Raw genomic sequence first — 24,766 nt, 5'->3', positions numbered from 1 at the left:
GGAAAAATAATGCCTAAAGCAAAAGTCACTTTTCAGGATATCGGCGTCACGGTCACCGTGCCGGCCGGCACCCGACTGATCGAAGTCTCGGAAAAAGTCGGCGCCGGCATCACCTACGGCTGCCGCGAAGGCGAGTGCTGCACCTGCCTGACCAAGATCATCTCCGGCGGCGAATTCCTCGCCCCGCCGAGCATCCTCGAAGACCAGGTGCTCAAAGACAACATGGCACCGCGCGGCCATCGGCTGGCTTGCCAGGCGCAGATCATCGGCGGCGATATTGTCGTCAAGCCGGCATGAACATTAAACACCGTCATTCCCGCCTTGAACGGGAATCCAGAGGTCCAAGGACTGGATTCGCGCTTTAGCGGGAATGACGGCGAACGTACCGAACAAGATTAAAAGCATCGTTAAAAGAAATCGACCCAACCCCAACAGAGAAATTCAAATCAACCCGCTCTCCAGGAGAACTTAGGAAATGGCACTAATCACTTTCACCAGCCCGCTGCACAAGGACAAGACGGTTTATGCCGTCGCCGGCAGCCACACCCAGACCATCCTCGCGCTGGCCAAGGAACATCACATCCCGATCGACTTCGGCTGCCAGGAAGGCAACTGCGGCACCTGTCTGGTCAAGGTTTCGTCGGTTGACGGCAAGCGCGCTCCGATGGGTGGCCCGCTCAATGTCCGCGAAGTCGCTGCGCTGACCGAACTCGGCCACATCACCAAGGCCCAGATCGAGCAGATGTACGTCGACGACATCCCGCCGACCCAGTGGCGCCTGGCCTGCCAGATGATCGTCCGTGACGAAGACATCCTGGTCGAATATCCGAGCAAGTAAGTAACGAGCGTGACATGAACGGTCCGGATCGGCTTCCTTACCGCACCACCCTGTTCGCCGAGCTGCTGGCCATGCCGGCGGCGACGGCGAAGGCTGCGGCCGATCCGAATCGTTCGCTGCTGGCCAGCATCGTCGCCGGGCAAGTGACCGATTCCGGCTGCCTGCCAGCCGATCTCGGGCTGGGCAAGGCCGTTCATGCCGCGCTGCTCCACACCTACTTTCCCCGGCTTGACGTCAGCGGCCCATCGCGCGCCGTTGAAGCCATTCCCGAATGGGAAGACCTGCAAAAGCTGCTGCTCGACCATCGCGCCTGCGAATACCCGTCCGAACTGCTCATCGCCAACATCGTCGCCACCGCCTGCGCCGGCCGCGACCATCTCTGGCAGGATCTCGGTCTGGCCAACCGGGAAGAACTTTCCCGGCTCATGTGGGTAAACTTTCCGGCCCTCGCCCGCGCCAACACCGGCGACATGAAGTGGAAGAAATTCCTTTATCGCCAGTTCTGTTCGCGCGAAGGCATCTACGTTTGCCCCGCCCCCTCGTGTGGGGTTTGTAAGGATTACGCCAAATGTTTTGGACCGGAGAACTGATCGCCAAATCCGCGCCGGTGCGCCGGCGCCCCATTCCGGCCTACGCGCCGCACGTCGACCGCGGCATGGCGGCCTATCTTGGCCTGGCTGTCGGCGACGCTTTGGGCGCCACGGTCGAGTTTCTGACCCCCAATGAAATCCGCCACCAGATCGGCCTGCACTGCGAAATCACCGGCGGTGGCTGGCTGCGCCTGAAGGCGGGCAAGGTTACCGACGACACGACCATGTCGCTGGCGTTGGGCGAGTCGATCATCGCCCGCGGCCGTGTTGACGCCATGTCCGCGGCCGAAGCCTTCGATGCCTGGATGCGGGCCAAGCCGGTCGACATCGGCAACACGGTGCGCCGTAACCTGATCTCTTTCCGCAAGACCGGCAACCCGGAAGCCGTCGCGTCCGAACACGACGCCGGCAACGGCGCCGCGATGCGCGTTTTGCCCGTCGCCCTGGCCTGCTACGGTCAACCGGAAAATTCGGTCAAAATCGCAAACCGCGCCCAGGCCCATGTCACGCACCACAACACGCTTTCCGATGCGGCTTGCGAAACGCTGATCTTCATGGTCCATGATTTCCTGGCCGGCCGCGACCCCATCGAGGTCGAACGCGAGCGGGCCGGCAAGCTGGTCAGTGACTTTCCCGTTTTCGCCTACGACAAACGCCGCCGCGAAAACCCCAGCGGCTTCGTCGTCGATACCATGCAAGCCGTTTTCCAGTCCTTCTTCGCTACCGATACCTTTGAGGACTGCCTGATTGATGTCGTCAATCGCGGCGGCGATGCCGACACCACCGGCGCCATCGCCGGCATGCTGGCCGGCGCCCGCTACGGTATGGAGAGCATTCCAAATCGCTGGCTGAAGGTGATCGACGAAAAGATTTCCGCCCAGTGCCCTGACCAGGCCCGCGCCCTGCTCGCCATATCGGGCCACTCCTGAATCAGGAATTCGAGGTCGGTGTCGTCGACCTCGCCCCCCCGCCAACTCAGCGCAAGACACGACCGGGAACCGTTCATGCCCTGGCTTCCACGCGCCGGCAGAATCCCAGAGACTAACGCTCATTAAAATCAGCAATCGACCCGGATTCACCATACCTGCGGACGGATTGTCAATATTGATATATCTATACTTTTTGCTGTATATCAAATATAGTAATCACCAGATGATGTCAGGCCCATGATATGTTCGATAACAACCAACTTGGCGTTTCGAGCCATCCCCAATGAGAAGAATATGACCCTGTCAAAACGCTTGCTAATCCTGCTTGCCACATCGATCACTTCGCTGATTCTCGTCGCCGGACTCGGCATGATCCAGATGCAGCGGGTTTACTCCGCTGCCAATTTCAGCAACGAAAATATCGTCCCGAGCATTCTGGTGCTCGACGAAGCACTGCTCAAATTCGGCCAGGTTCGCGTCCGTGTTTATCGTCACGTGCTCAACACGGACCCCAAAGCCATTGCGGAAATCGATGCCAGCATCGAGACAGGGCTCAAGAACACCGAACATGCCCTGAACGCTTACGACAAGCTGATTTTCGACGCAGAAGACCAAAGGCTGCTCGATGAAAACAAGAAAACCTTCGCGAACTATCGTGAATCGCTGAAACCCATCCTTGAACTATCGCGCCAGAATAAAAATGACGAGGCTCGCCAGAAACTGACGGCTGCGTCGGATGTGGCCAGGCATTTCAACGAGGCGCTGGAAGCCCATATGCGCTTCAATGCTGAACTCGGCAAGAAGTCAGCGGAGGCAGGCCTGGCCGCCAAGGATCTTGCGACCTGGTCGTCCCTCGCCATTGGGCTCGTTGCCATCCTGATCGTCGGCGGCCTTGGCCTGCAGATCCGCAACAGTCTGACCTCACGCCTGCGTGAAGCCAACCGGCTGGCCGAAAGCATTGCTTCCGGCGATCTTTCCAGTCGCAATGCGCCGCAGAGCAGTTCCGATGACGAAGCCGGCATGCTTATCCAGTCAATGGAAAAAATGCGTCAGGACCTCGCCCGCACCGTCGGCGCCATTGCTTCCAGCAGCGACGAGCTGGCCGCCTCGGCCGCCCAGCTTTCGATCACCGCCCAACAGGTTTCGGCCAGCACCCAGAGCCAGTCGAGCTCGACCGCTGCCTCGGCAGCCGCAGTCGAAGAACTCACCGTGAGCATCGACCACGTTGGCAGCAGTGCCGACGATGCCAGCGAGGAAGCCCGTGCCGCCGGCGATCTGGCCATTACCAGCGGCAAGGGCGTTGAAACCGCCACCCAGCAGATCAACCGGGTTGCCGAAAGCGTCGACGAAACGGCCCGGCAGATCCAGACCCTTTCCGAGCACGTCAAGCAGATCGGCAACATCACCACCGTTATCCGCGATGTCGCCGACCAAACCAACCTCCTCGCCCTCAATGCCGCCATCGAAGCGGCGCGGGCAGGCGAACAGGGCCGCGGCTTTGCCGTGGTGGCCGACGAGGTGCGCAAACTGGCCGAACGGACAACCTTGTCGGTTCAGGAAATCAGTACCGTCATCTCGACTATCCAGAGCAGCGTCTCGGGTGCCGTGACCAGCATGCAGGCCAATTGCCATCTGGTCACCGATGTCGTCCAGGCCTCCCAAGCGGCCAGCAGTTCGATGGATGGCATCCGCAATGCCACCGAAATGGTCCGCAATGCGATCACCGGAATTTCGGAGGCCATGCGCGAACAGCGTAGTGCCTCGACCGAGCTTTCACGCAACGTCGAAACCATCGCCCAGATGTCGGAAGAAAACTCGGCAGCCGTCGCATCGGTGGCCAGCACGGCCACCGCCCTGGTTGCCGTTTCCGACCGGCTCAAGACGGCGGTCGGAAACTTCCGCTTCTAAAGCCGGCCCGCTGCCGAAAAAGCCAGTTTGGCCGCGCCGGCCCGACTGGCTTTTTTTCATGGCGCAGAGAACCGGCGCCTCGATACGGACCACTGGGATAACGCACCGAAAATGAGCGTTTGCTGAAAAGTAACGCCGCTTTGGTGCTGCCTTATTCGCTTTGCCCAAGGTTCAGGTAAGTATTGCCTGTTACCCTCGCGGGCTGACAGTGGTTTGGTCGCATTCGGCCTTTTTTGGCAGTTCAAGGCATGTGTATTGCTTGAATCCAAAATCACCAATAAAAAATCGGCGTTTGTTCCATATCCGCCATCGGTTTCATGACGCATAGCCAATAGATGACTTTTCCAGGGAGTAAAAATGACTATCGAACGCAAGGCAACACTGAGCATTGACGGTCTGGCACCGGTCGATTTTTCGATCATGACGCCGGTCCATGGCAACGACTGTGTAGACATTCGTACATTAGGCGCCAAAACCGGTTTGTTCACCTACGACTCCGGCTTCCTCTCCACGGCCAGCTGCAAGTCGAAAATCACCTTCATCGATGGCGACGTCGGCCAGCTGCTTTATCGCGGCTACCCCATTGAGCAGCTTGCCGAGAACTGCAACTTCCTCGAAGTGGCTTATCTGCTGAAAAATGGCGAACTGCCAAACGCCGAGCAAAAAGCGGCGTTTGAAGGCGCCGTCACGCATCACACGATGGTGCATGAGCAACTCGCCAAATTCTTCTCCGGTTTCCGTCGCGACGCCCACCCGATGGCCGTCATGACCGGTGTTGTTGGCGCCCTGTCGGCCTTCTATCATGACGCCATGGATTTCGCCGATGCCGAGCATCGCAATACCAATTTCATCCATATCATCGCCAAGATGCCGACCATCGTCGCCATGGCCTACAAGTACAACATCGGCATGCCCTTCATGCATCCCGACAACGAACTCAGCTACAGCGCCAACTTCATGCGCATGATGTTCGGCAATCCGTGCGAGAAGTACGTCCCGAACCCGGTGCTGGTCAACGCGCTCGACACCATCTTCACGCTGCACGCCGATCACGAGCAGAATGCCTCGACATCGACGGTGCGTCTGGCCGGCTCCTCCGGCGCCAATCCGTTTGCCTGCATCGCGGCCGGCATCGCCTGTCTGTGGGGCCCGGCCCACGGCGGCGCCAACGAAGCCTGCCTGCAGATGCTCGAAGAAATCGGTGACGTCTCGCGCGTTCCCGAGTTCATCGCCCGCGCCAAGGACAAGAACGATTCGTTCAAGCTCATGGGCTTCGGCCACCGTGTTTACAAGAACTTCGACCCGCGTGCCACGCTGATGCGCAAGGTCTGCAACGAAGTGCTGACCGAACTCGGCCTCGAAAATGACCGCCTGTTCAAGCTGGCCATGGAACTCGAAAGGATCGCCCTGGAAGATCCCTACTTCGTCGAGAAGAAGCTCTACCCGAACGTCGATTTCTACTCGGGCATCGTCCAGAAAGCCATCGGCATCCCGACCGAAATGTTCACCTGCATCTTCGCGCTGGCCCGCACGGTTGGCTGGATGACGCAGTGGGAAGAAATGATTTCCGATCCCGAATACAAGATCGGTCGTCCGCGCCAGTTGTACATGGGCGCCGCCAAACGGGACGTCGTGCCGCTCGCCCAGCGCGGCTAACACAGGCAAGCAAGGCCGGCCGGGGAAATACCTTCCCGGCCGGCCTTTTTTCGTCCACCGGCAGCAATCCCACGGTCAACCGGAAATTTCGGCCAAATTTAAAATCCTCAATTGCCCGAAACAGGTCGATGAAAACACATCGGCTTACCCCGGTATTTATATAGCATTTGCCGACTTACCCTGCTTCGACTCCCTTTAAAAAATATTTCCAACATTTCATATATACGACTCATGAACTGTGTAAATTAGAATATTGTCAGTTGGGTAGGCCAGAATTTGGCCGCCCATCAGTGCTGTTTATTGGTCCAATATTCATATCGTATATTCATGCACAGTCTCCCCAAGTCGGTTCTCGAAGCTATCGATATCGCGCGGATACCCTCTCCGCCCGAGATTCTGTTGCGACTGGTGCGGACTGTCGAAGACGAACAAGCGACGATGGGGGAGCTGGCCACCATTGTTGAACAGGACCCTGGCCTGGCCAGCCGAATACTGAGCGTCGCCAACTCGCCCGCCCTGCGCCGGGGAAAAGAACTCAAGAATCTGGAAACCTGCCTGATCGCCTTGGGGACGCGCTTGGTCCGCTCGCTGGCGACCTGCCTTTCCATCCAGAAACTTTTCGACCGCAACCCCAACCTCGACAAATTCGATGTTGCCGACTATTGGAGCCACTCACTGCTGGTCGGCGAAATGGCGCGTGGTGTGGCCGAACTGGCGGAATATCCGCATCCCGATGAAGCCTACCTGTCCGGGCTGTTGCACGATATAGGCGAACTGATCCTGCTCTCGGCGATTGGCGAACCGTATCATCGCTTTTTGGCGAATTCGAGCGAAACCCCGAAACTCCAGGCCGAAGAGTTTCAGCTGTTCGGCACGACGCATGCCGACGTCGGGGGCTGGCTCATCGACCACTGGGGACTCGATTCCGTATTGGCCGATGGCGTCGCCTTCCATCACACGGCGGCGAATCAGATCGTCACAGCGACCACGCTGCCGCAGATCGTCTGGATCGCCCAGGCACTGAGTACCACAGCGGAGAGCACGCCGGAATTGGCCATCGTCGTCAATCGCAGCAGCCCCCGCCTTGAGATGTCTGCACTGCTAGCCGTTCGCGAGCGCGCGATCCAGCGCGCCCGCCAGATTGCCGATGCCTTGGGCATCAGCATCGCTGACGACTTCCCCAAACGCCGCACGGCGATACCGGCACCGACGCCCTGTTTGCCCGACCCGGCGAATGCGGCCGACCAGGAACTGGCAGCGCTGGTCGGTGGCATGGCAATGCTGCAGCCGTTGCAACAGGATCTCTTTCAGCTCGGCAGCGACACCGAAGTCCTCCTCGCGCTGAGGGAATCTGCCCGCATCCTGTTTGACCTCCCGAAAGTCGCCATCCTGCTGGCCAACGACAAAGGCGATGCGATTTCCGGCGAAAAAGTTGGCGCCCAGCCGGAACTATTCCGGCAGTTATCCATCCCATTGATCTCTTCCCGCTCGCTGGCCGCGGCCGCTGTCATAGGACGCCAGGTTCGGACAACATTTGATCAGACCGACTCCCCCGCCTTGCTCGACCTGCAACTTGCCCGCGCCCTGTCCGCCGATGGTCTGCTCTGCATCCCGATGCTGGCGCGCAATCGCGTCATCGGCGTGATTGTCTGCGGCCTGTCCGAAAAACAGTACGGTCGCCTGCAGCGCCGGATTCCCTGGCTGGCGAATTTCGGCAAAATCGCGGCGATCAGCCTTGATGCGGTCATTGAAGCAAACCAGCACCGCCAGCAAGTCGAAGCAGAACTGACCCAGCAATTTACCCGCCAGGCGCGCCAGATCGTCCACGAGGCCGGCAACCCGTTGGGCATCATCAAGAGCTACCTGAGCATTCTCGAACGGAAACTGCCGGAGGATGGCGTTCGCCAGGAACTGGCCGTGCTGACCGAGGAAATCGATCGCGTCGCCAACATCGTCGGCCACATGACGCAATCGATCAAATCCACCGCGGACACCCGCAGCATCGACCTCGTCAGCGTCCTCAACGATTTCCTTGTGCTCTACGCCGACACCTTGTTCAACGCCAAGGGAATACGTGTCGAAACGGCGCTGCCAACAATTGAGCTACTCGTCCCGGTCAACCGCGACAACCTCAAGCAAATTGTCCTCAACCTCTGGAAGAACGCCTCGGAAGCGCTTACCGAAGGCAAGCTGATAAGAATCTCGGTCAGCGACAACATCATCCACGACGGTGGCAGCTATGTGCAGTTGCGCATTGATGACAACGGCCCTGGCATGTCGGAGGAGACCATTCAGGCGATCTATCGGCCGAAGCCGATCGCCGACACGGGGCAACGCGGCATCGGCCTGTCCGTTGTCGGCAGCCTGGCCAAAAGGGAAGGGATACTCATCACCTGCCGCAGCCAGATCGGCGCCGGTACCAGCATTGCCCTGCTCATCCCCAAGAACCGAACATCCGCCCCGGGCACCAGCGCATGAACGCCATCACTGCACTGTACGAACTGGCCAGGGTTCCCGTGATCGGGTCGCAGCAGGACATCCTGATCGTCGACGATGAGCCCCACTTTCGCCAGGCGTACAGCGAACTGCTGGCTGGAGACCAGCGTTCGATCAGCGAGGCAAGCACGGGGCAAGCGGCCATTGCCCGGCTCAAGATGGGCAACATTGACCTGGTCATTCTCGATTTGCGGCTGCCGGATATCTCGGGCCTCGAAATCATGGAGTGGATGACCTCGCACAAGATCGACGCATCGGTCATTGTGTTCAGCGCCGACAAGTCGATCAACTCGGCCATTCACGCCCTGCGCCACCGGGCCTTCGAGTTTCTGCGCAAGGATTGCGATCCGAACGACATGATCATGGCTGTCGACCGCGCCCTGGCCAATCGGCTCCGCGACAAGGAACTGTCCGTCGTTTCGGCTCAGCTCCAGCACTCCGAGCGACTGCACCGATTCCTCGTCGAGCAATCGCCCGACTTGATCTTCACGCTCGATCGTGATGGCCGCTTTACCTTCATCAACGGGCGCGTCAGCACCCTGCTCGGCTACGCCCCGGAAGAACTGCTCGGGCAAAACTACACCAAGGTTGTGGACCCGCGCGACCACGAGCATGTCCAATATGCCTTCAACGAAAGGCGGGTCGGCGAACGCGCGACGAGCAACCTGGAGGTCCGCTTCAAGCCCAAGCCATCCATGCCCCGCGCCGGCAGCGGTCCGGTCATGACGGCCATCCTCAGTTCGCAAGGCGTCTACGACACAGGCATGAGCGGATCTTCGGAAGCCTTCCTTGGCACTTCAGGTGTGGCGCGCGACATTTCGGAACGCAAGAAAGCCGAAGAAACCATTACCTTCCAGGCATTTCACGATCTGCTGACCAAGCTGCCCAATCGCATCCTGTTCGTCGACCGGCTCGAGATGGCCATAGCACAAGCCTTGCGGCGCAAGGAAAAACTCGCCGTGATGTTCCTCGACATCGATCGATTCAAGCTGGTCAACGACACCTATGGTCACCAGATCGGCGATCAACTGCTCCGCAAATTTGCCGCCCGCGTCCGCAGCTGTCTGCGTACCGGAGACACCCTGGCGCGGCAAGGCGGCGATGAATTTACCGCCTTGCTGCCGAACATCAGCAACACCGAAGACGTTCACGTCATCGCCGAAAAAATCCTCACCGAACTGCGCAAACCTTTCGTCCTTGGCGAAACCCAGTTCCTCGCGACAACCAGCATCGGCATTGCCGTCTACCCTGACAGCAGCGCCAGCGCCGAAGACCTGATTCGCTGCGCCGACATGGCGATGTACCAGGTCAAGGCGCAGGGAAAGAACGGCGCCCTGGCTTTCGAGCCGGACATGCACACGGCCCACCTCGACCGCCTGTCACTGGAAAACGACCTGCGCAAAGCGGTCAAGGAAGGCAATCAGTTCGAATTGCACTTTCAGCCACAGATCAATGCCGCCACCGGCAAGGTAGTCGGCGTTGAAGCCCTGATTCGCTGGCACCACCCGAGCGCCGGCATGATCAGCCCGGATATTTTCATCCCGATTGCCGAAGAGACAGGACTGATCATCAACATCAGCGACTGGGTGTTGCGCGAAGCCTGTGCCCAATTGGCGCACTTGAAGCAACAAGGCTTCAACGAGCTTCGACTGGGCGTAAACCTGTCGGCCCGGGAATTCGATCGCATCGACCTCCTCGAGCGAATTCGCATCCCGCTCGACGAATTCTGCATTCCCCCCGAATCGCTCGAGATCGAAATCACCGAAAGCCTGCTCATGAAGGACGCCGAGAACATTGTTGCGCGGGTCAAACACCTGCGCAGCACCGGCGTCCATATTTCGATCGACGACTTCGGCACCCGCTATTCGTCGCTTAGTTACCTGCGCCGCTTTTCGGTCAGCCGGATCAAGATCGACCAGTCATTCGTCCGTGACCTGAAAACCTCTCACGACTCTTTCGCCATCATTCAGGCCATCGTCGGGATTGCCAAAAACTTCGATCTGCACGTCATCGTCGAAGGCGTCGAAACCGAGCTGCAGGTAGCCATCCTCAGACAACTCGGCTGCAACGAAATGCAGGGCTACTTCTTCAGCCGGCCCTTGCCGTCAAACCAGCTGCTGGAGTTTTTGCAGGTTACGCGGCACTGACCGCTGTTTCAGGCACTGCCACGGTCAACCGGAAATTTTGCCCGATTTCCAAATGACTTCCCGGCTCAAAGCTGGCTGAGCAACTCCATTTTCTTGGTCGTGAATTCCTGCTCGGTCAGGATGCCCTTCTGGAAAAGATCGGCCAGTCGTTCGATCTTGGCAAAGACATCGCCATCCTGGCCGGCTGGCGCCTGATAGGCCGGGGCCTCGTTGAATTGCTGGGCCGGTGGCGGCGCCATGAAGTTCTGCTGTGGCTGTTGCTGTGGCTGATAGCCGTTGATGCTGACCACCGGCAGGCTGTTGACCATGATCGTGCCGTACTGGCTGCTGAAAGTCATCGAATCGTTGCCGCCCTGCTGCTGCGAAACGCCGCCGATCTGGTTGTCGAGCGTGTCATAGACCGTGACCTGCCCGCCGATATCGACGACCAAGCGCCGCGAGCTGGGGAAAACGGCGTAGCGAACGTTGTTCTGCCCGCCCGTAGACGACGGCGAGCCAAGATCGCCCGGCCACCACTGGCCAGCCGCCGCAGCCGAGACGAACAGGTTACCGCCCGGCGCATTGCCCGACGACTGGAATTGCGACTGGGCAGGCTGAAAATAGCCGGGCTGGTTCATCAACTGGTTGGAAATTTCCACACACAGGCCATCGACCTTGGATTTGAGCCCGTAGTTGAACATGTCGCCAACCATCGTCATGCCGCCCATCATCCATTGGCCCGAACCACCGAGCTCGGGATGGCTGAACTGCGCCATCGTCCCGTTGCCGTTCATCACCGCGTAGAGCATGGTGATCGCCGCATCGGTGCTGATCCCGTAACGCTGCGCCAAACCCTGAATGAACTGCTGCCCCTGCGCTGATAACTGTTGCATGACCGACTCCTGGCTAAAACGCCCAAATTTTGAAAATTCCGGCTGCCAGTCTACAGGGGTTTTCTTTCATCCAATCAAATGGCCCGCTACTCGCCCCTCTTCAAGATCTGGTGAGGGGATGGGTTTCGCTGACCGGTCCGCGCCAAACCCATCTCCACCATGTCCCAGGCGACACCCTCCCCGCGGGAGATAAAGGGGGAGGAGGCAGTCCAAACGGCCACTCACCAAGCTCAAAGATCGTAATTGAGCTGGAACCAGTAGGTTCGGCCATCCATGCGCAGGGAATCCTGCGGCAGGCCGCTGTCGGGACGCCAGTCGAAGGGTGAAACCACTTCGTATTCGCGGTCGAACAGGTTGCGAATACTGAAGGAGGCTGACAGGCCATACCACTTGCGCTCGCTCGAAAAGGTCAGGTTGGCCAGCCCCACACCGTCGAGTCGCCGCCGTTCCAGGGTCAGCCGGGAGCCGAGATATTGCGCCTCGATCCCGGTACGCACGGCGCCGGCGATGATCGGAAAACTGAGATTGAACTTGCCCAGAACGTGCGGCGAGTTGACCAGCTCGGCCCCATAGACATCCTGGGCGTTCTGCCAGGCCAGGCTGCCACGCGAGCGAATGCCACCTTCCCAAAGGCGCTCGAGTTCGAGTTCCAGACCAAGGGTACGGCTGTTGCCTTCCGGTACATAGTCGTCAACTGCACCGCTATAGATCAACAGACCACTCCGGTCATAGTTGTATAACGAGGCCGTCAGGCGTGAATCGCGGTCAAATTCGTGCTGTAGCGCCAGTTCAGTGGCCGCCACGTATTCGGGCACGGCGGTCCCGTCGGAGGAGAAACGCTCATAGGCATGCGGCATCCGGAAGGCTTCGCTGTAGGAAGCTTTCAGGGTCGTCTGCAGGGTCGGCTTGTAGATCACGGCCAGACGCGGACTCCAGTTACCGGCCAGATCGCTGGCATCGTCGTAGCGCGCACCGATGTTGAGCGACCAGCGCTCGTTGATCCGGTATTCGTCGGTCAGATAAAAGCTGGCCGTGCGCCGCGACAGGGAGTCGCTGAAAACCTCGACGACCGCGTACTGAGGAGACAAATAAGTCCGCCGAAACTGCTGCCGGTAATCGTTGCGGAACTCAAAGCCGAAGACCATCGTGTGATCGACAAACCAGTTGCCCACGAATTTCTGGTCGATTCCCCACCACTGGCCATGGTATTCGCGCCGCCCGTACTTTTCGTTGTCGACACTGTAGTCGGTAAATTCGCGCCATGTATCGTAGGCATAGTGGCCGGAATAGAGGCGGGACAAGGAGCTCAGGGTTGAACCGAGCGTTGTCTGGTAGGAGAGATTGATGAAAGCGTTTTCGTCGCGTACCGAAAAAGGCGTGTTGAAGGCGGTCGACTCACTGGGATTGGTCGGCAGCATTTTCTTGCGGTCGACATAGGCGCCTTCAACGGTCAGACCTTGATAGGCGAATTTCCCGAAAACCCGCTTGTTGGTCTCGCCATCCTGGTTTTCGGCGATACCGTTGTTCGTGCTCGGCGTGTCGTAGGCCGGGAAGAACAGGTTGCGGCCATGGACGTCGAGCGCCGACGCCGACAGCAAGACGTCGGCGCCGTTATCAAAACGTTTGCCGTAGGTCGCCCGCTGCTTCTGCCCGCGCTGGCTGGAGACCTCGCCGGACAACTGGGCGGCATTGAAATCGCGCCCCTTTTTCGTCACCACGTTGATGATGCCGAGCATGGCGTTGTTGCCGTAGGTGACCGAGCCAGTGCCCGGTACATATTCGACACGTTCGACGAGTTCGAGGTCGAGCAGGCCGGATTCGTCGATGTAGGCCTGGTTGAACAGGCTGTCCTGAGTTGCATAGCCGTCGATCAGCAACATGATGCGCCCGGCGTAGTCGCCGGGTTCGCCGAAGCCGCGGCCGCCCATGTACTGATAGCGCCGGTCGTAGGTGGTATGCAGGCCGCGCATGCTGTTGATGACATCAGCCAGCGTGCGGTAGCCGAAGGCGCGGATATCGGCCGCCGTGACAATACTCACGGCCGACGGGGAATCGCTGACCTGCTGGGCCATTTGCGCAACCGGTACGGCCTCGCGGAGGATCAATTGCTCCAGCGGCAGTTCCGTCAGGTCAACAGCCGGCTCTGCCAGCACCGCGCCGGCGAGGAAGCTCAGGCAAAGCACACCATGCAACCGTTTCAGCCTGCCAAAACTCATTCCGCCAATTTTCCCCGTGTCGTTGCCAGCGCCTGCACATGCAAGGCGCATGTCGCAGTCTGTATTTTAACCGACTTTATCAAAAGCAAAAACCATCGACACCGGAATCGCATTTTTGTTACTTTATCCAAACAATACGAATAAATAGCAACATGGCATCGGCAAACCAGAACACCCGCGAGCAGTTCTCGCTGACACGCATCGAAAGCATTTTTGGTGAATAATTGCGCCATGTTGAGAAACTTCATAGCCACCGCTGTCCTGATCTCGCTGACCACCGCGGCCAGCGCGGAAATCTACAAATGCCGCCTGCCCAATGGCAAGACCGAGATAGCCAACGTTCCCTGCCCGACGGGTAGCGGCACGGTGACGGTGCGCCCCGACGAGCACGTTTCCGAAACCTCTCGCCGGGCCGCCGAGCGTGATGTCGAGCGGATGCGCACTTACGTCGAGAAACGCGAGGCCGTACAGCGTGCCGCAGAAGTTGCCGACCGCGAGGAGCGGGTTGCCAGCCAGCGCCAGCAAAACACGGCCAGTCGCGCCCCCCGCCAAACGGGCAACACCGATGAATGCCTGCGCAGCATCGAATCCATGGTTCTGGAAGCGAGCCAACGCGCCCAGATGGAGGCGGAATGCCGAAACCTGGTCAGCCCGCAGCCGGTGTACGCCCCCGTCGGCGTGCCCGTCTATCCGCAACGTCTGCATATACATCCGCAGCCTGCCCCGGCCCCCAAGGCCGAACCGCCCAGCGCGCCGGCTATTGCGATACAGCCCCTGAAACAGTAAGCGAACCAGTGCAGCACCGCCCCTTTTCCGGGAATTGACCGGTTTCCCACGGTCAACCGGAAATATTGGCCAATTTCGAAACACCCCGAAGGCGACAGCGTCGCCCCCAACGAATGCCAAGGCACACCATGACCGAGCTTCTCAAGCCCTACCCCGACACCGCCGCCAGCGAGGAAATCATTGCCAGCACACAAACCTGGCTGGAGCGCGCCGTCATCGGGCTGAACCTGTGCCCTTTCGCCAAAAGCGTCTTCGTCAAAAAGCAGGTCCGCTACGCCTTGACCGCAGCGAGCACGCCCGACGAACTGCTGGCCGAGCTGGAGCATGAATTGGCGCTGATGGTCGAAACCGATCCGGCCAAACTCGACACCACGCTGCTTATCCACCCGCTGGCGATGACGGATTTTCTCGACTTCCATTTCTTTCTCGGCGAAGTCGATGCCCTGATCCGCAACCTCGGCTACGAAGGCATATTCCAGATTGCCAGCCTGCACCCGCAATATGAATTTGCTGGCAGCGCCCCGGACGACATCGCCAACTTCACCAACCGCTCCCCCTACCCGACCCTGCACCTGCTCCGCGAAAGCAGCATCGACCGGGCGGTAGCAGCCTTCCCCGACGCCGAAGCGATTTTCGAGCGCAACATCGAAACGATGGAGCGACTCGGCCACGAGGGCTGGAAGAAGCTCTGGCTGAGCTGAGCCAGCTTTCAGGGGAAGGCCGCTGGTCAGTGCGAAACTATGTACAGCCACATCATTTGCGGTATAGCCTAAGCTTATAGCCAAGCTTTCCATTGGCCAGACAGGGATCCTCCAGGGAGGAGAAGACAAATGTCACTCATCAATAGTCATCCGGATGCCAACGAGCAGGGTGCTGGCACATTGCAAGAAAACTCCGCGAACCTGCTCACTGGCGTCGTCAAAAGCGACAGCAACTGGCAGTTGCTTGATGAGGTATTGCAGGGCAGCCCGGTTGCCACCTTCGTCATCGACACCCATTTCAAAGTCACCCACTGGAACCGGGCCTGCGAATATCTCACCGGGATCAGTGCCAACGACATGGTCGGCAGCTCGGAACAGTGGAAGGGTTTTTACCCTGCGCCCCGTCCCGTCCTGGCTGATCTGATCATTGCCGGTGAAATCGAAAAGGCCATGGCCCGTTATGAAGCCGGGCATTGCAAGCGTTCGCCGATCATCGAGGACGCCTACGAGGCCGAGGGCTATTTCCCCCACGCCGGCGGCGATGGACGCTGGCTTTACTTCACCGCCGCCCCCATTCGCAACAGCCAAGGCGAAATCGTCGCAGCGATTGAAACGCTGCAGGACATCACCGCCCGCAAGCTGGCCGAAGAGGCCTTGCAGGACCAGTTCGCCAACCTGGAAAAAGTGGTCGATCAACGCACGCTGGAGTTGCGTCAACGCAATGACGAATTGCTCGAACTCAACGAGGTGCGCAGCCAGCTTGAAGAACGCGTCAGCTTTGCCAGCACGACGGCCATGACCGCCATGAGCAGCATGGGGGAAATGGGCGTTCTTCTACAGGCATTGCAAAACTTCAACAACTGCCACACTCCGCGCGACATCGCTGAATCAATCATCAACAGCCTGGCCAATTTCTACATGAGCGGCGTGGCGCAGGTTCGCACTGCCGAGGAAACAATCGAAGTGGGCAGTGCCGGCAAGGCATCACCTCACGACTCCGCCGTCTTCGCCCGTCTGGTCGACATGGGCCGAATCGTGCATTTCCACAGCCGGATGATCATCAACTACGAGGGCGTATCGCTGCTCATTCACGACATCCCGAAAGACGACAGCGAAAAAGTCGGCCGCATCCGCGACAACCTGGCGATTCTGGTCGAAGCCGCCGATGTTCGCCTGGCCGCCATCCTGGCCAACGCCGACATGCAGCGCCAGCAAGCCATCATTGTCAGCACGATGCAGCAGATGAGCAGCGTTCTCGGCGGCGTCGAAAAGAAACAACATGACTCGCTTGAGGCCAGCAGCCATGCGATCAACAACATGGTGCGCAATCTGGAAAAGCTTTTCGTCCACCTTGGCCTGACACAAATTCAGGAAGATGAGTTGCTTGCCCTGATCGACGCCAGCATTGCTGAAATCTCGCAAGCACAGTCCGGACAGCTCAATTTCCAGGCTGAACTATCGGAAATAACCGGCAAGCTGGAGCGCTTTTTACAACACCGATAGCCCGGACTGAACGGTCAGGTCCAAGGCGAAGCGGTGGTCAGCAGGTGCGATATTTCGCCCCTGCCACGGTCAACCGGGAAAACTGGCCAAAAATGAAATGCTGATCAGGCCGTTTCGTGCCCGGCGCCGTCCTTCTCCTGGCGGCCCAGCGTCAGTTCGGTATTTTCGCTGAGGGCGAAGAAGAAGGCTTCGACGGCTTTTGGCTCGCCGGAGGCGGCAAAGGTGGTCTGGCCGCACTCGCACTGGCCGACCCAGATCGCTTCGATGCCGCGCAGGCCGCGCGTGCTGACCGGGTTTATGGTCGTCACGTCGCCGCCACAGCCATTGCAGACCAGCTTTTCCGGGCGCGTCGACTCGAGTTTGGCCTGCGCCTGAGCGATCCGTTCTGCCTGCGAACCCCGATTTTTAGCTTGTCCCATGTCTGTTCCCCGCGCTTTTCAAAGGCTGGCAGGATACAGGAATTCAAACCCGGCCGGCCAGCTCACTGGGCCAGGTGATAGCGCCGCTTGCCGGCCGCCTTGGCACGGTACATCGACTGGTCGGCGCAGCGAATGATCGCCTCGGACGTGCTTTCCTGGCCGACCTGGGGAAACAGGCAGATGCCGATGCTGGCGCTTATCGGAGGCATATCGGGAAAGCCGGCAACAGGTTCCTCGATGATCCGGATCAGCTTTTCAGCCAGATGGACAGCCGCATCGCAGGAGCCGATGTCCTGCACGAGCAGGAAAAATTCATCACCACCGAGACGCGAGATGGTGTCCGTTTCACGCGTCGCCGCGACCAGGCGGCGGGCAATTTCACGCAACACCGTGTCGCCGACCTCGTGCCCGAGCTGGTCATTCACATTCTTGAACCCGTCAAGATCGACAAAAAAACCGGCATGCCGCTCGGAATCCCGCCGGGCCAGCGCCAGCGCCTGGTTCATCCGGTCGTCGAGCAGGTCCCGATTGGGCAGGCCGGTCAGCCGGTCATGCAGCGACCGCTGAAGGTGCAGGCGGCGTTCCCGATCGAGCTGCATTTCACGCAGGAAAAGCTGGCGCCGCTGGTATTCGACCAGATAGCCGGCAGCCCCACCGATCAGGTTGGCCGAAATCATGAAAAAATTCTGGCTGAGCAGGATCGGATCAGGATAGGCATGCACGTAGGCAAATAGCAGGTTGTAGAGCAGCAGGACAAAAACGTTGATGCCGAGCGCCTGGATAAAACGGGTGCCGATCAGGTTGTAGGTATAAAACGTGGCCAGCATGAGCCCCGGATAGTAGTAGGCGCTGCTTTCAACCGGCAGATGCCAGAGCATGGCGATCAGGCCAAGCGCCGCCGACAGCCCGACCAGCGCGAGCAGGAACTGGTTGGCCTTCTCGAACCACACGGTAAAGGTCAGGACGAGGACCGCCAGCGGCACGGCCAGGGCCAGCATGCGGATCAGCCAGACCAAGCCGAGCTGACTCGGCGGCACGAAAAGGTGGTCCAGCGCGCCATAGACAAAGTACACAAAAACGCCCACGACGATGGCCGCCCGGCCTTGCAGACGCAGGCGGGGCAATAGCTGCCGGAGGAAGGCACGCTCGGTTTCCGGGTCATGGAAACGCAAAGTGAGCGGATGCATTCTGTTCATCGATGAAACGCCTCGAGAAAACTTCACGTCGGCCATGACGAAGAACCCGGTAATGCAACCCAAGTATGACTTTGAGCATATGACAAGGTTCCGGTCCCCGACAACAAGGGTTTACACGGTGTCGCAAGCCCGATCGGCTATGGCAATATGGCCGGATGCATGCTTTGCCCCACCTTTCTCTCATCGACTGGATCTCGCTGGCCATTTTCTTTACCAGTTGGGCCGGCTACGCCTGGTATTCGGAACACAGCCAGCGTGGCGCCAACGGCCTGATCCGCACCGCCCAGCGTTACCGCCTGGAATGGGCCTACCGCATGCTGGAGCGCGACTTGCGGGTGGCCGACTCGACGCTGATCGGCAATCTGGTGACCAGCGTTTCCTTCTACGCCAACACGACGATCTACATCATCGCCGGCCTCGTCGCGGCGCTTGGCGCTTCGGACAAGCTGCTCAGCTTCACCTCCGAACTGCCCTTCGGCGGCGCCGGCAACCGCGAGTTACTCGAAATCAAGCTCATGCTGCTGCTCGCCTCCTTCGTCTTCGCCTACTTCAAATTCACCTGGTCGCTGCGCCAGTTCAACCTGCTCTCCATCCTCGTCGGCGCCGCGCCCTTGGGCAAGACCGGCGAACCGGGCATCGACACCTACGCCAAGCGCGTCGCCGGGGCCAACAACCTGGCCGGCGACGACTTCAACCGCGGCATCCGCGCCTACTATTTCGGCCTCGCCGCCTCCGGCTGGCTGCTCAACCCGGCCATCCTCGGCGCCTTTGCCGTCGTCGTGCTGGTCGTGCTCTTCCGCCGCGACTACCGTTCGCCGGCGCTGCACATCCTGCGCGACTGAACGCAGTGCAGCCAAAAAGCCAACTGGCCGGCATCGGCTTCGGCCTGCTCGCCTACGGCATCTGGGGCTTCTTTCCGCTCTTCTTCCGCCAGCTTTCGCACATTTCGCCGATGGACGTGCTGTCCAACCGCGCCGTCTGGGCCTGCGTCTTCGTCAGTATCCTGCTCACGCTACACGGCAGTTGGGCCAAGGTCGTCGCCGTCTTTCGCACGCCGCGTCAGTTCGTCATGCTGGCGCTGGCCGCGCTGCTTGTCGGCAGCAACTGGCTGATGTTCCTGTGGGCCGTCGCCCATGAACAGGTCGTCGCCTCCAGCCTCGGCTATTTCCTGACGCCACTGGTCAATGTGCTGCTCGGCCTCCTCGTCCTCAAGGAAAAGCTCAACCGGCTGGAATGGATATCGGTCGGCCTCGCCGTCGCCGGCCTCGCCAACGAAGTCATTTCGCTCGGCAGCCTGCCCTGGGTCTCGCTCTTCCTCGCCGCCACCTTCGGCACCTACGGCCTAGTCCGCAAACAGGTGCCGGTCGATGCGCTGTCCGGCCTGTGGCTGGAAACCCTGGCCATGCTGCCGGTGTGCGCCATTTACGCGCTGTGGATGGCGCAAAGCGGCCATATGGTTTTTGCCGCCGAGGACACGTCGACCGCAGCATGGCTGGTCGGCGCCGGCATCATCACCGCCCTGCCGCTCATGGCTTTCGCCGCCGCCACGCAGCGCCTCGACCTGGCCACCGTCGGCATGCTGATGTACATCAACCCGACCATGCAATTCGCCACGGCCATCTGGATTTTCGGCGAGCCGCTGCAGACGGCGCGGCTCGTCAGTTTCGGGCTGATCTGGCTCGGGCTGGGTTTCTTCAGCGTCAGCATGTGGCACAAGTTGCACCGTGCCTGAGCGACAAAGGGGGATAATTCCCTGACCGGATAACCCGAGGCACCGCATGTTCGAGAGCACCCTGATCATCCTGCTGCTGATCGCCGCCAGCGCCTTTTTTGCCACCTCCGAAATTGCCCTGGCCGCCGCCCGCCGGCTCAAGCTCGAACAACTGGCCGGCAACGGTGATGCGCGGGCGAGGCAAGCCTTGTCGCTGCAGTCGCAACCCGGCCACTTTTTCACGACCATCCAGATCGGCCTCAACGCTGTCGCCATCCTTGCCGGCATTCTCGGCGAAGGTGCCTACGCGCCCTACTTCACCACCCTGCTCACCCCGCATTTTGCCAGCCCCGACACTGCCGGCACGCTGGCTACCGTGCTTTCCTTCCTGCTCGTCACCTCGGTTTTCATCCTCTTCGCCGATCTGGTGCCGAAGCGCATTGCCATCGTCGCCCCCGAACGCATCGCGTTGCGCATTGCCGGGCCGATGACCCTGTGCATCCGTCTGCTGTCGCCGCTGATCTGGGCCTTCAACGGCATCGCCAGCCGCATCCTGGCGGCGCTCGGCTTGCCCCAGAAGCGCCCCGACGACGTCACGGCCGAAGACATCGTCGCCCTCGCCCAGGCCGGTGCCGATGCCGGCGTGGTCGCCGAGCAGGAGCAGCAGATGATCGAGAACGTGCTCGAACTCGACACGCGGACGGCGCCTTCATCGATGACGCCGCGCGACGGTATCGTTTGGCTCGATGTCGACGAGGACGAGGCCAGCCTGCGCGCCAAGCTGGCGACGCATCCGCACTCGAAATACCCGGTCTGCCGCGACGAGATCGACCAGCCGCTCGGCTACGTCGACGCCAAGGACCTGCTCAGCCGCATCATCGCCGGCCAGCCGCTGGCGCTCGACACGCCGCTCGTCCATCCCGCCCTGATCCTGCCCGATACGCTGACGCTCTCCGAAATCCTCGGCCACTTTCGCGCCGGCCGCGAGGACTTCGCCTTGATCATCAACGAATACGCGCTGATCGTCGGCCTGATCACCCTCAACGACCTGACCAGCACGCTGGTCGGCGACCCGCTGATCGCCAGCGACGAAGCCCAGATCGTCCGCCGCGATGCGGATTCGTGGCTGATCGACGGCCTGACGCCGATTGGCGACGTCGAGACCGAACTCGACCTGCCGCCCTTCCCCGACGACAGCCAGTACGAAACGGTCGCCGGCTTCATGATGTACATGCTGCGCAAGCTGCCCAAACGCACCGACAGCGTGGTGCATGGCGGCCTCAAGTTCGAGGTCATCGACGTCGACCGCAACCGCATCGACCAGCTACTCGTCACGCGCCTGCCGCCGACCGCGTAAAACCTGCCGCCGCAGGCGATAATCGGGCGATGTCCCGTTTCCTGATCTACGCCATCGTCTTCATCGAAGGCTTCTGCTCGCTCGGCGCCGAAGTCATCGCGCTGCGCCGTCTGGTGCCGCACATCGGCAGTTCCATCGTCGTCACTGCACCGACCATCGGCTTCTTTCTGCTCGCGCTGGCGCTCGGTTATGCCTCGGGCGCAAGGGTCGCCGGCAACTACCTCAACATCGTCGCCCGCAATTTCCTGATCGCCGCCGCGCTGGCCGGCATCGGGCTGGCCGGCCTCAGCGTCGACTGGATGTTCGCCCACCTGCAGCCGGTGCTCGTCGCCTACCTCGTCTTCATCGGCGGCGTGCTCTGCCCGCTGGCCTGGCTGCTCGGCCAGACCGTGCCGATCCTGACCAATCTCATGAAAGCCGAACGCACCGGCGAGGCGAGCGGCCTGGCGCTCTACTGGTCGACGCTCGGTTCCTTCCTCGGGTCGATCAGCTTGTCGCTGCTCGTCATGCAATGGCTCGGCGTTTCTGCCGCCGTCTTCGCCTGCGCGCTCGGGCTGCTCGTCGGCACGCTTTTGCTGGCCGGGAAAAATTTCAAATTTTGGCTTTTTTCCGGGTTGACCTTAGCAATCGCCGCCGGCCTCAACCTGCAGCACGACGTCACCGCCGACACGGCCTACGCCGAATACATCATCGGCGCCGTCGATCTACCCGGCCAGAAAGACCCGCGCGCCTTCTGGGTCAACAAGTCAGTCGCCTCGCTCATCGACGACAGCGAGCCGCCCAATTACACGCGCTACATCAAACACCTGCGGCAAATCCTGCTCGACGACCTCGGCTTCAAAGACAAGGACATCCTCGTCCTCGGCGCCGGCGGCTTCACGCTGTCGCACCGCGAACCGCTCAACCGCTACACCTACGTCGATATCGACCCGGCCATCAAGGACATCGCCGAAAAGCATTTCCTGCACGAACCGGCGCGTGGCGAATTCATCGCCGACGATGCCCGGCGTTTCGTGGCGACCAGCGACCGTCGCTTCGATGCCGTCGTCGTCGATGTCTACAGCTCGCACACCTCGATCCCCAGCCACCTCGTCACCCGCGAATTCTGGGCCGGCACCCGCCGCGTACTCAAGCCGGACGGCGTCCTGCTCGCCAACCTGATCCTCGACGGCAAGCTCGAAACACCCTACGCCCGCAACCTGCTGGCCACCATCGACAGCGTTTTCGGCCGCTGCGCCGTCGACGTGCTGCACAAGGCCAAGGCGCAGGCCAACGTTGAAGTCAGCTGCTTCGCGAGCAGCCGCCCAGCCGAGACGGGCATTTACGTCGATGAGAAAAACCGGGCCGATCTCGACCGCACACGATAAGCCCGCAGGCTACTGCGTGTCGCCCGGGCCTTCCGGCTTGCGGCCATGCAGCGGCAGCATGACCCGGAAGGTCGTACCGACGCCGACTTCGCTGCTGACCTCGATGCGACCATCGTGCTTCCTGACGATATCGTAGGACAGCGAAAGCCCCAGCCCGGTTCCCTTGCCCACCGGCTTGGTCGTGTAGAACGGCTCGAAAATGCGCTTCATTACGGCCGGCGTCATGCCCTTGCCGGTATCGGCCACCTCGATCCACGCCCACGCGTCGTCGTGGCCGGTACGCACCGTGATCGTGCCGTGCGTATCAATGGCATGCACCGCATTGACCAGCAGATTCATCACGACCTGATTGATCTGCGCCGCAACGCAGGGCACCGGCGGCAATTCGCCCAATTCGCGGATCACATCGGCCTTGTATTTAAGCTCGTTCCAGGCCACGTTGAGCGTGCTTTCGATGCCGCTGTTGATGTCGGCATCCTGCCAGGCGGTTTGGTCTATCCGCGAGTAATTCTTCAAATCGACGACGATCTTCTTGACGCGTTCCAGACCATCGCGCGATTCGTTGAGCAGATCGCCCAGGTCATCCTTGAGGTAGTCAAATTCGATGGCGGCAAAATCGGCCTCTGAGGCCTGGCCGTTACGGCAACGCTCGAGCAGGGCAATCATCTGCTCACTGTATTTTTTCAGTGCCCCGAGGTTGGAATTGACGAAACCGACCGGATTGTTGATTTCATGCGCTATCCCGGCCGCCAACTGGCCAATGGAAGCCATTTTTTCCGACTGCAGCAACTGGCTCTGCGAGGCCTCCAGCTCATCCACCTTGTCGGCCAGTTCAAACCAGCGGCGGCGCAGAACCTCAAGCAGGAGCCAGCCGGCAGCAAGCACCAGCACAAAGCCGATGCCATGGGAAATGAGCGCCTTGCGCACACCAGCCTGCACCACCGCCTCAATCGGCTCATAGCGTTGCGAGACGCTGAGACCACCGCGAATATCGCCGACCTGGTAGCCCTGCTTGGCATGGCAGTCCAGGCAACTCTTCTTCACCGGCAACGGCGCCATGTAACGCAACATCGCTCCCTGCGGGCCGCGCTCGACGCCGGTTGTTTCCTTCTCGCCCTGTTCAAAAGCCAGCAACGCCTGGCGCTCCCAGGCATCCGGCTCGTTCCCCGGGCGAATCGGGCGCAGGCTGCTCAGGCGAAAGATCGCACCGGACGAGGCTTCGGCCGTCTCACCGATAAGGCGCGTCATGTAGGCCGGGTTAACCATCGTCAACGCGATGCCATCGGTCGTCCTGACATCGCGACGTGGATGTTCCAGATAGAGATTCGGCTGAGTAGACGGCGTCACCGGCACATAGACACCGCCATGACTGGAGTTCCAGTTGCGGGTCAGCAGAACCATCCGGAACATGTTGCGGGCGCCTTCGATGGCCACCGCCGTGGCCTGCCGGCGCGTCTGCTCGATCTGCGAATCAAGTGAAAAACCGACGGCAACCCCCCAGGCAACAAGCAGCGACAGCCACCAGCGACGCTCACGAACGACGCGCGGAATAGTGCGACCGGTAGCAGAGGGAACGAAGGCTTCCAAAGGCGGAACTCCTGGACACGCAGGAATTCACAATAACGCAAGAACGCAGCAAGAGCACCAGACCTATATCAACGAAATCCCTCTACAGGCGCGGCAAAGCGTTGAGCAGCCTGATAGCCAAGCGGCAATACAGGTCGTGAGAAAACCCGGGCCAACCTCAACCGGGCAAGGTGAAATCAGGCGTCGCCAGTCGGCGCTGGCAGGGTCTTGGCCAGATCAACCGGCAGCACGACAGTACGCTTGCGAACGCCACTGCCATGCCAGAAAAGCAGCGCCCAGATCAGCGACCCCAGGGGCAGCACCACGCCGATACCGAACAAGCCAATCTTGAGCGAACGCCCCCAGGACGACTGGGCAGCGAACATCATGCCGGTTGCTTGTGGCAACCGGCGAATCCAAACAACATAGCCGCGCACTAATGCGCCGGCGTTTCTTATCATGGCGGGAAAACCCTCGTCTAATCTGGACGGGATTATGGGCACCGCTC

At 60.2% G+C, this 24,766-nt stretch carries 21 protein-coding genes; 15 read left to right on the top strand and 6 right to left on the bottom strand.

Annotated features, from left to right (window positions below; all coding sequences use genetic code 11):
• Positions 1–9: 9 nt before the first annotated feature.
• From WBK19_RS18755 to WBK19_RS18720, 8 genes are all read left to right on the top strand, one after another.
• The gene (locus WBK19_RS18755) at positions 10–297 is read left to right on the top strand and encodes a 2Fe-2S iron-sulfur cluster-binding protein (RefSeq protein WP_226404730.1); all 288 of its coding nucleotides are present in this window, start codon (positions 10–12) and stop codon (positions 295–297) included.
• A gap of 178 nt (positions 298–475) precedes the next feature.
• Entirely contained in the window at positions 476–838 is a 363-nt protein-coding gene (locus tag WBK19_RS18750) for a 2Fe-2S iron-sulfur cluster-binding protein (protein ID WP_226498288.1), read from the top strand.
• Positions 839–852: 14 nt separating this feature from the next.
• Entirely contained in the window at positions 853–1,428 is a 576-nt protein-coding gene (locus WBK19_RS18745) for a nitrogen fixation protein NifQ (RefSeq protein WP_511292483.1), read from the top strand.
• Positions 1,407–2,357 (top strand): ADP-ribosyl-[dinitrogen reductase] hydrolase, encoded by a 951-nt coding sequence (gene draG / locus WBK19_RS18740; protein WP_511292481.1) that lies wholly within the window; start codon positions 1,407–1,409, stop codon positions 2,355–2,357. The genes WBK19_RS18745 and draG overlap by 22 nt, the downstream gene beginning before the upstream one ends.
• A gap of 294 nt (positions 2,358–2,651) precedes the next feature.
• A complete protein-coding gene (locus WBK19_RS18735) occupies positions 2,652–4,265 on the top strand; it encodes a methyl-accepting chemotaxis protein (protein ID WP_511292479.1) in 1,614 nt (537 codons plus the stop codon).
• A 357-nt stretch (positions 4,266–4,622) separates the two neighbouring features.
• Positions 4,623–5,921, top strand: a complete 1,299-nt coding sequence (gene gltA, locus WBK19_RS18730) for a citrate synthase (RefSeq protein WP_511292477.1) — start codon at positions 4,623–4,625, stop codon at positions 5,919–5,921.
• Between the two features lie 327 nt (positions 5,922–6,248).
• Complete coding sequence (locus WBK19_RS18725) at positions 6,249–8,399, top strand: HDOD domain-containing protein (protein WP_511292475.1); 2,151 nt, start codon at positions 6,249–6,251, stop codon at positions 8,397–8,399.
• Positions 8,396–10,564, top strand: a complete 2,169-nt coding sequence (locus WBK19_RS18720; RefSeq protein WP_511292473.1) for a putative bifunctional diguanylate cyclase/phosphodiesterase — start codon at positions 8,396–8,398, stop codon at positions 10,562–10,564. The genes WBK19_RS18725 and WBK19_RS18720 overlap by 4 nt, the downstream gene beginning before the upstream one ends.
• A 65-nt stretch (positions 10,565–10,629) precedes the next feature.
• Here the strand turns inward: WBK19_RS18720 and WBK19_RS18715 are convergent, their stop codons facing one another.
• Both WBK19_RS18715 and WBK19_RS18710 read right to left on the bottom strand, forming a co-directional pair.
• Positions 10,630–11,436 carry an SHOCT domain-containing protein gene (locus tag WBK19_RS18715; protein WP_511292471.1) on the bottom strand — a complete coding sequence of 269 codons (807 nt, stop codon included), beginning with the start codon at positions 11,434–11,436 and terminating at the stop codon, positions 10,630–10,632.
• 230 nt (positions 11,437–11,666) lie between these two features.
• Entirely contained in the window at positions 11,667–13,652 is a 1,986-nt protein-coding gene (locus WBK19_RS18710; RefSeq protein WP_511292469.1) for a TonB-dependent receptor plug domain-containing protein, read from the bottom strand.
• Between the two features lie 231 nt (positions 13,653–13,883).
• Here WBK19_RS18710 and WBK19_RS18705 point away from each other — a divergent pair, with 231 nt between their 5' ends.
• The 3 genes from WBK19_RS18705 (at position 13,884) to WBK19_RS18695 (ending at position 16,642) form a co-directional block, all read left to right on the top strand.
• Entirely contained in the window at positions 13,884–14,438 is a 555-nt protein-coding gene (locus WBK19_RS18705) for a DUF4124 domain-containing protein (protein ID WP_511292467.1), read from the top strand.
• A 128-nt stretch (positions 14,439–14,566) separates the two neighbouring features.
• On the top strand, positions 14,567–15,139 hold the full coding sequence (locus tag WBK19_RS18700) for a DUF1415 domain-containing protein (protein WP_511292465.1): 573 nt from the start codon (positions 14,567–14,569) through the stop codon (positions 15,137–15,139).
• Between the two features lie 129 nt (positions 15,140–15,268).
• A complete protein-coding gene (locus WBK19_RS18695; RefSeq protein WP_511292463.1) occupies positions 15,269–16,642 on the top strand; it encodes a PAS domain-containing protein in 1,374 nt (457 codons plus the stop codon).
• Between the two features lie 104 nt (positions 16,643–16,746).
• On the opposite strand, the gene WBK19_RS18690 is transcribed toward WBK19_RS18695, so the two are convergent.
• Entirely contained in the window at positions 16,747–17,061 is a 315-nt protein-coding gene (locus WBK19_RS18690) for a hypothetical protein (RefSeq protein WP_511292461.1), read from the bottom strand.
• A 62-nt stretch (positions 17,062–17,123) separates the two neighbouring features.
• Positions 17,124–18,257 carry a diguanylate cyclase domain-containing protein gene (locus WBK19_RS18685; protein WP_511292459.1) on the bottom strand — a complete coding sequence of 378 codons (1,134 nt, stop codon included), beginning with the start codon at positions 18,255–18,257 and terminating at the stop codon, positions 17,124–17,126.
• A gap of 164 nt (positions 18,258–18,421) precedes the next feature.
• Between WBK19_RS18685 and WBK19_RS18680 the strand changes: the two genes are divergently transcribed.
• From WBK19_RS18680 to WBK19_RS18665, 4 genes are read left to right on the top strand one after another with little or no spacing between them, the layout of a single operon-like run.
• Positions 18,422–19,099: a DUF599 domain-containing protein gene (locus tag WBK19_RS18680; RefSeq protein WP_511292458.1), complete on the top strand. Its 678-nt coding sequence runs from the start codon at positions 18,422–18,424 to the stop codon at positions 19,097–19,099.
• Between the two features lie 5 nt (positions 19,100–19,104).
• Positions 19,105–19,989 carry an EamA family transporter RarD gene (gene rarD, locus WBK19_RS18675; protein ID WP_511292456.1) on the top strand — a complete coding sequence of 295 codons (885 nt, stop codon included), beginning with the start codon at positions 19,105–19,107 and terminating at the stop codon, positions 19,987–19,989.
• A gap of 46 nt (positions 19,990–20,035) precedes the next feature.
• The gene (paeA, locus tag WBK19_RS18670; RefSeq protein WP_511292454.1) at positions 20,036–21,325 is read left to right on the top strand and encodes a polyamine export protein PaeA; all 1,290 of its coding nucleotides are present in this window, start codon (positions 20,036–20,038) and stop codon (positions 21,323–21,325) included.
• 29 nt (positions 21,326–21,354) lie between these two features.
• Entirely contained in the window at positions 21,355–22,692 is a 1,338-nt protein-coding gene (locus WBK19_RS18665) for a fused MFS/spermidine synthase (protein ID WP_511292452.1), read from the top strand.
• A gap of 9 nt (positions 22,693–22,701) precedes the next feature.
• Here WBK19_RS18665 and WBK19_RS18660 read toward each other — a convergent pair whose 3' ends face one another.
• Complete coding sequence (locus WBK19_RS18660) at positions 22,702–24,279, bottom strand: ATP-binding protein (protein ID WP_511292450.1); 1,578 nt, start codon at positions 24,277–24,279, stop codon at positions 22,702–22,704.
• A gap of 176 nt (positions 24,280–24,455) precedes the next feature.
• Positions 24,456–24,647, bottom strand: a complete 192-nt coding sequence (locus tag WBK19_RS18655) for a hypothetical protein (RefSeq protein ID WP_511292448.1) — start codon at positions 24,645–24,647, stop codon at positions 24,456–24,458.
• Between the last annotated feature and the right edge of the window lie 119 nt (positions 24,648–24,766).

It is taken from the genome of Azonexus sp., assembly GCF_049652925.1.
Lineage (GTDB): Bacteria > Pseudomonadota > Gammaproteobacteria > Burkholderiales > Rhodocyclaceae > Azonexus.
The sequence above is the reverse complement of the archived record's forward strand: the minus strand, read 5'-3'. Positions and strand labels throughout refer to the sequence as shown.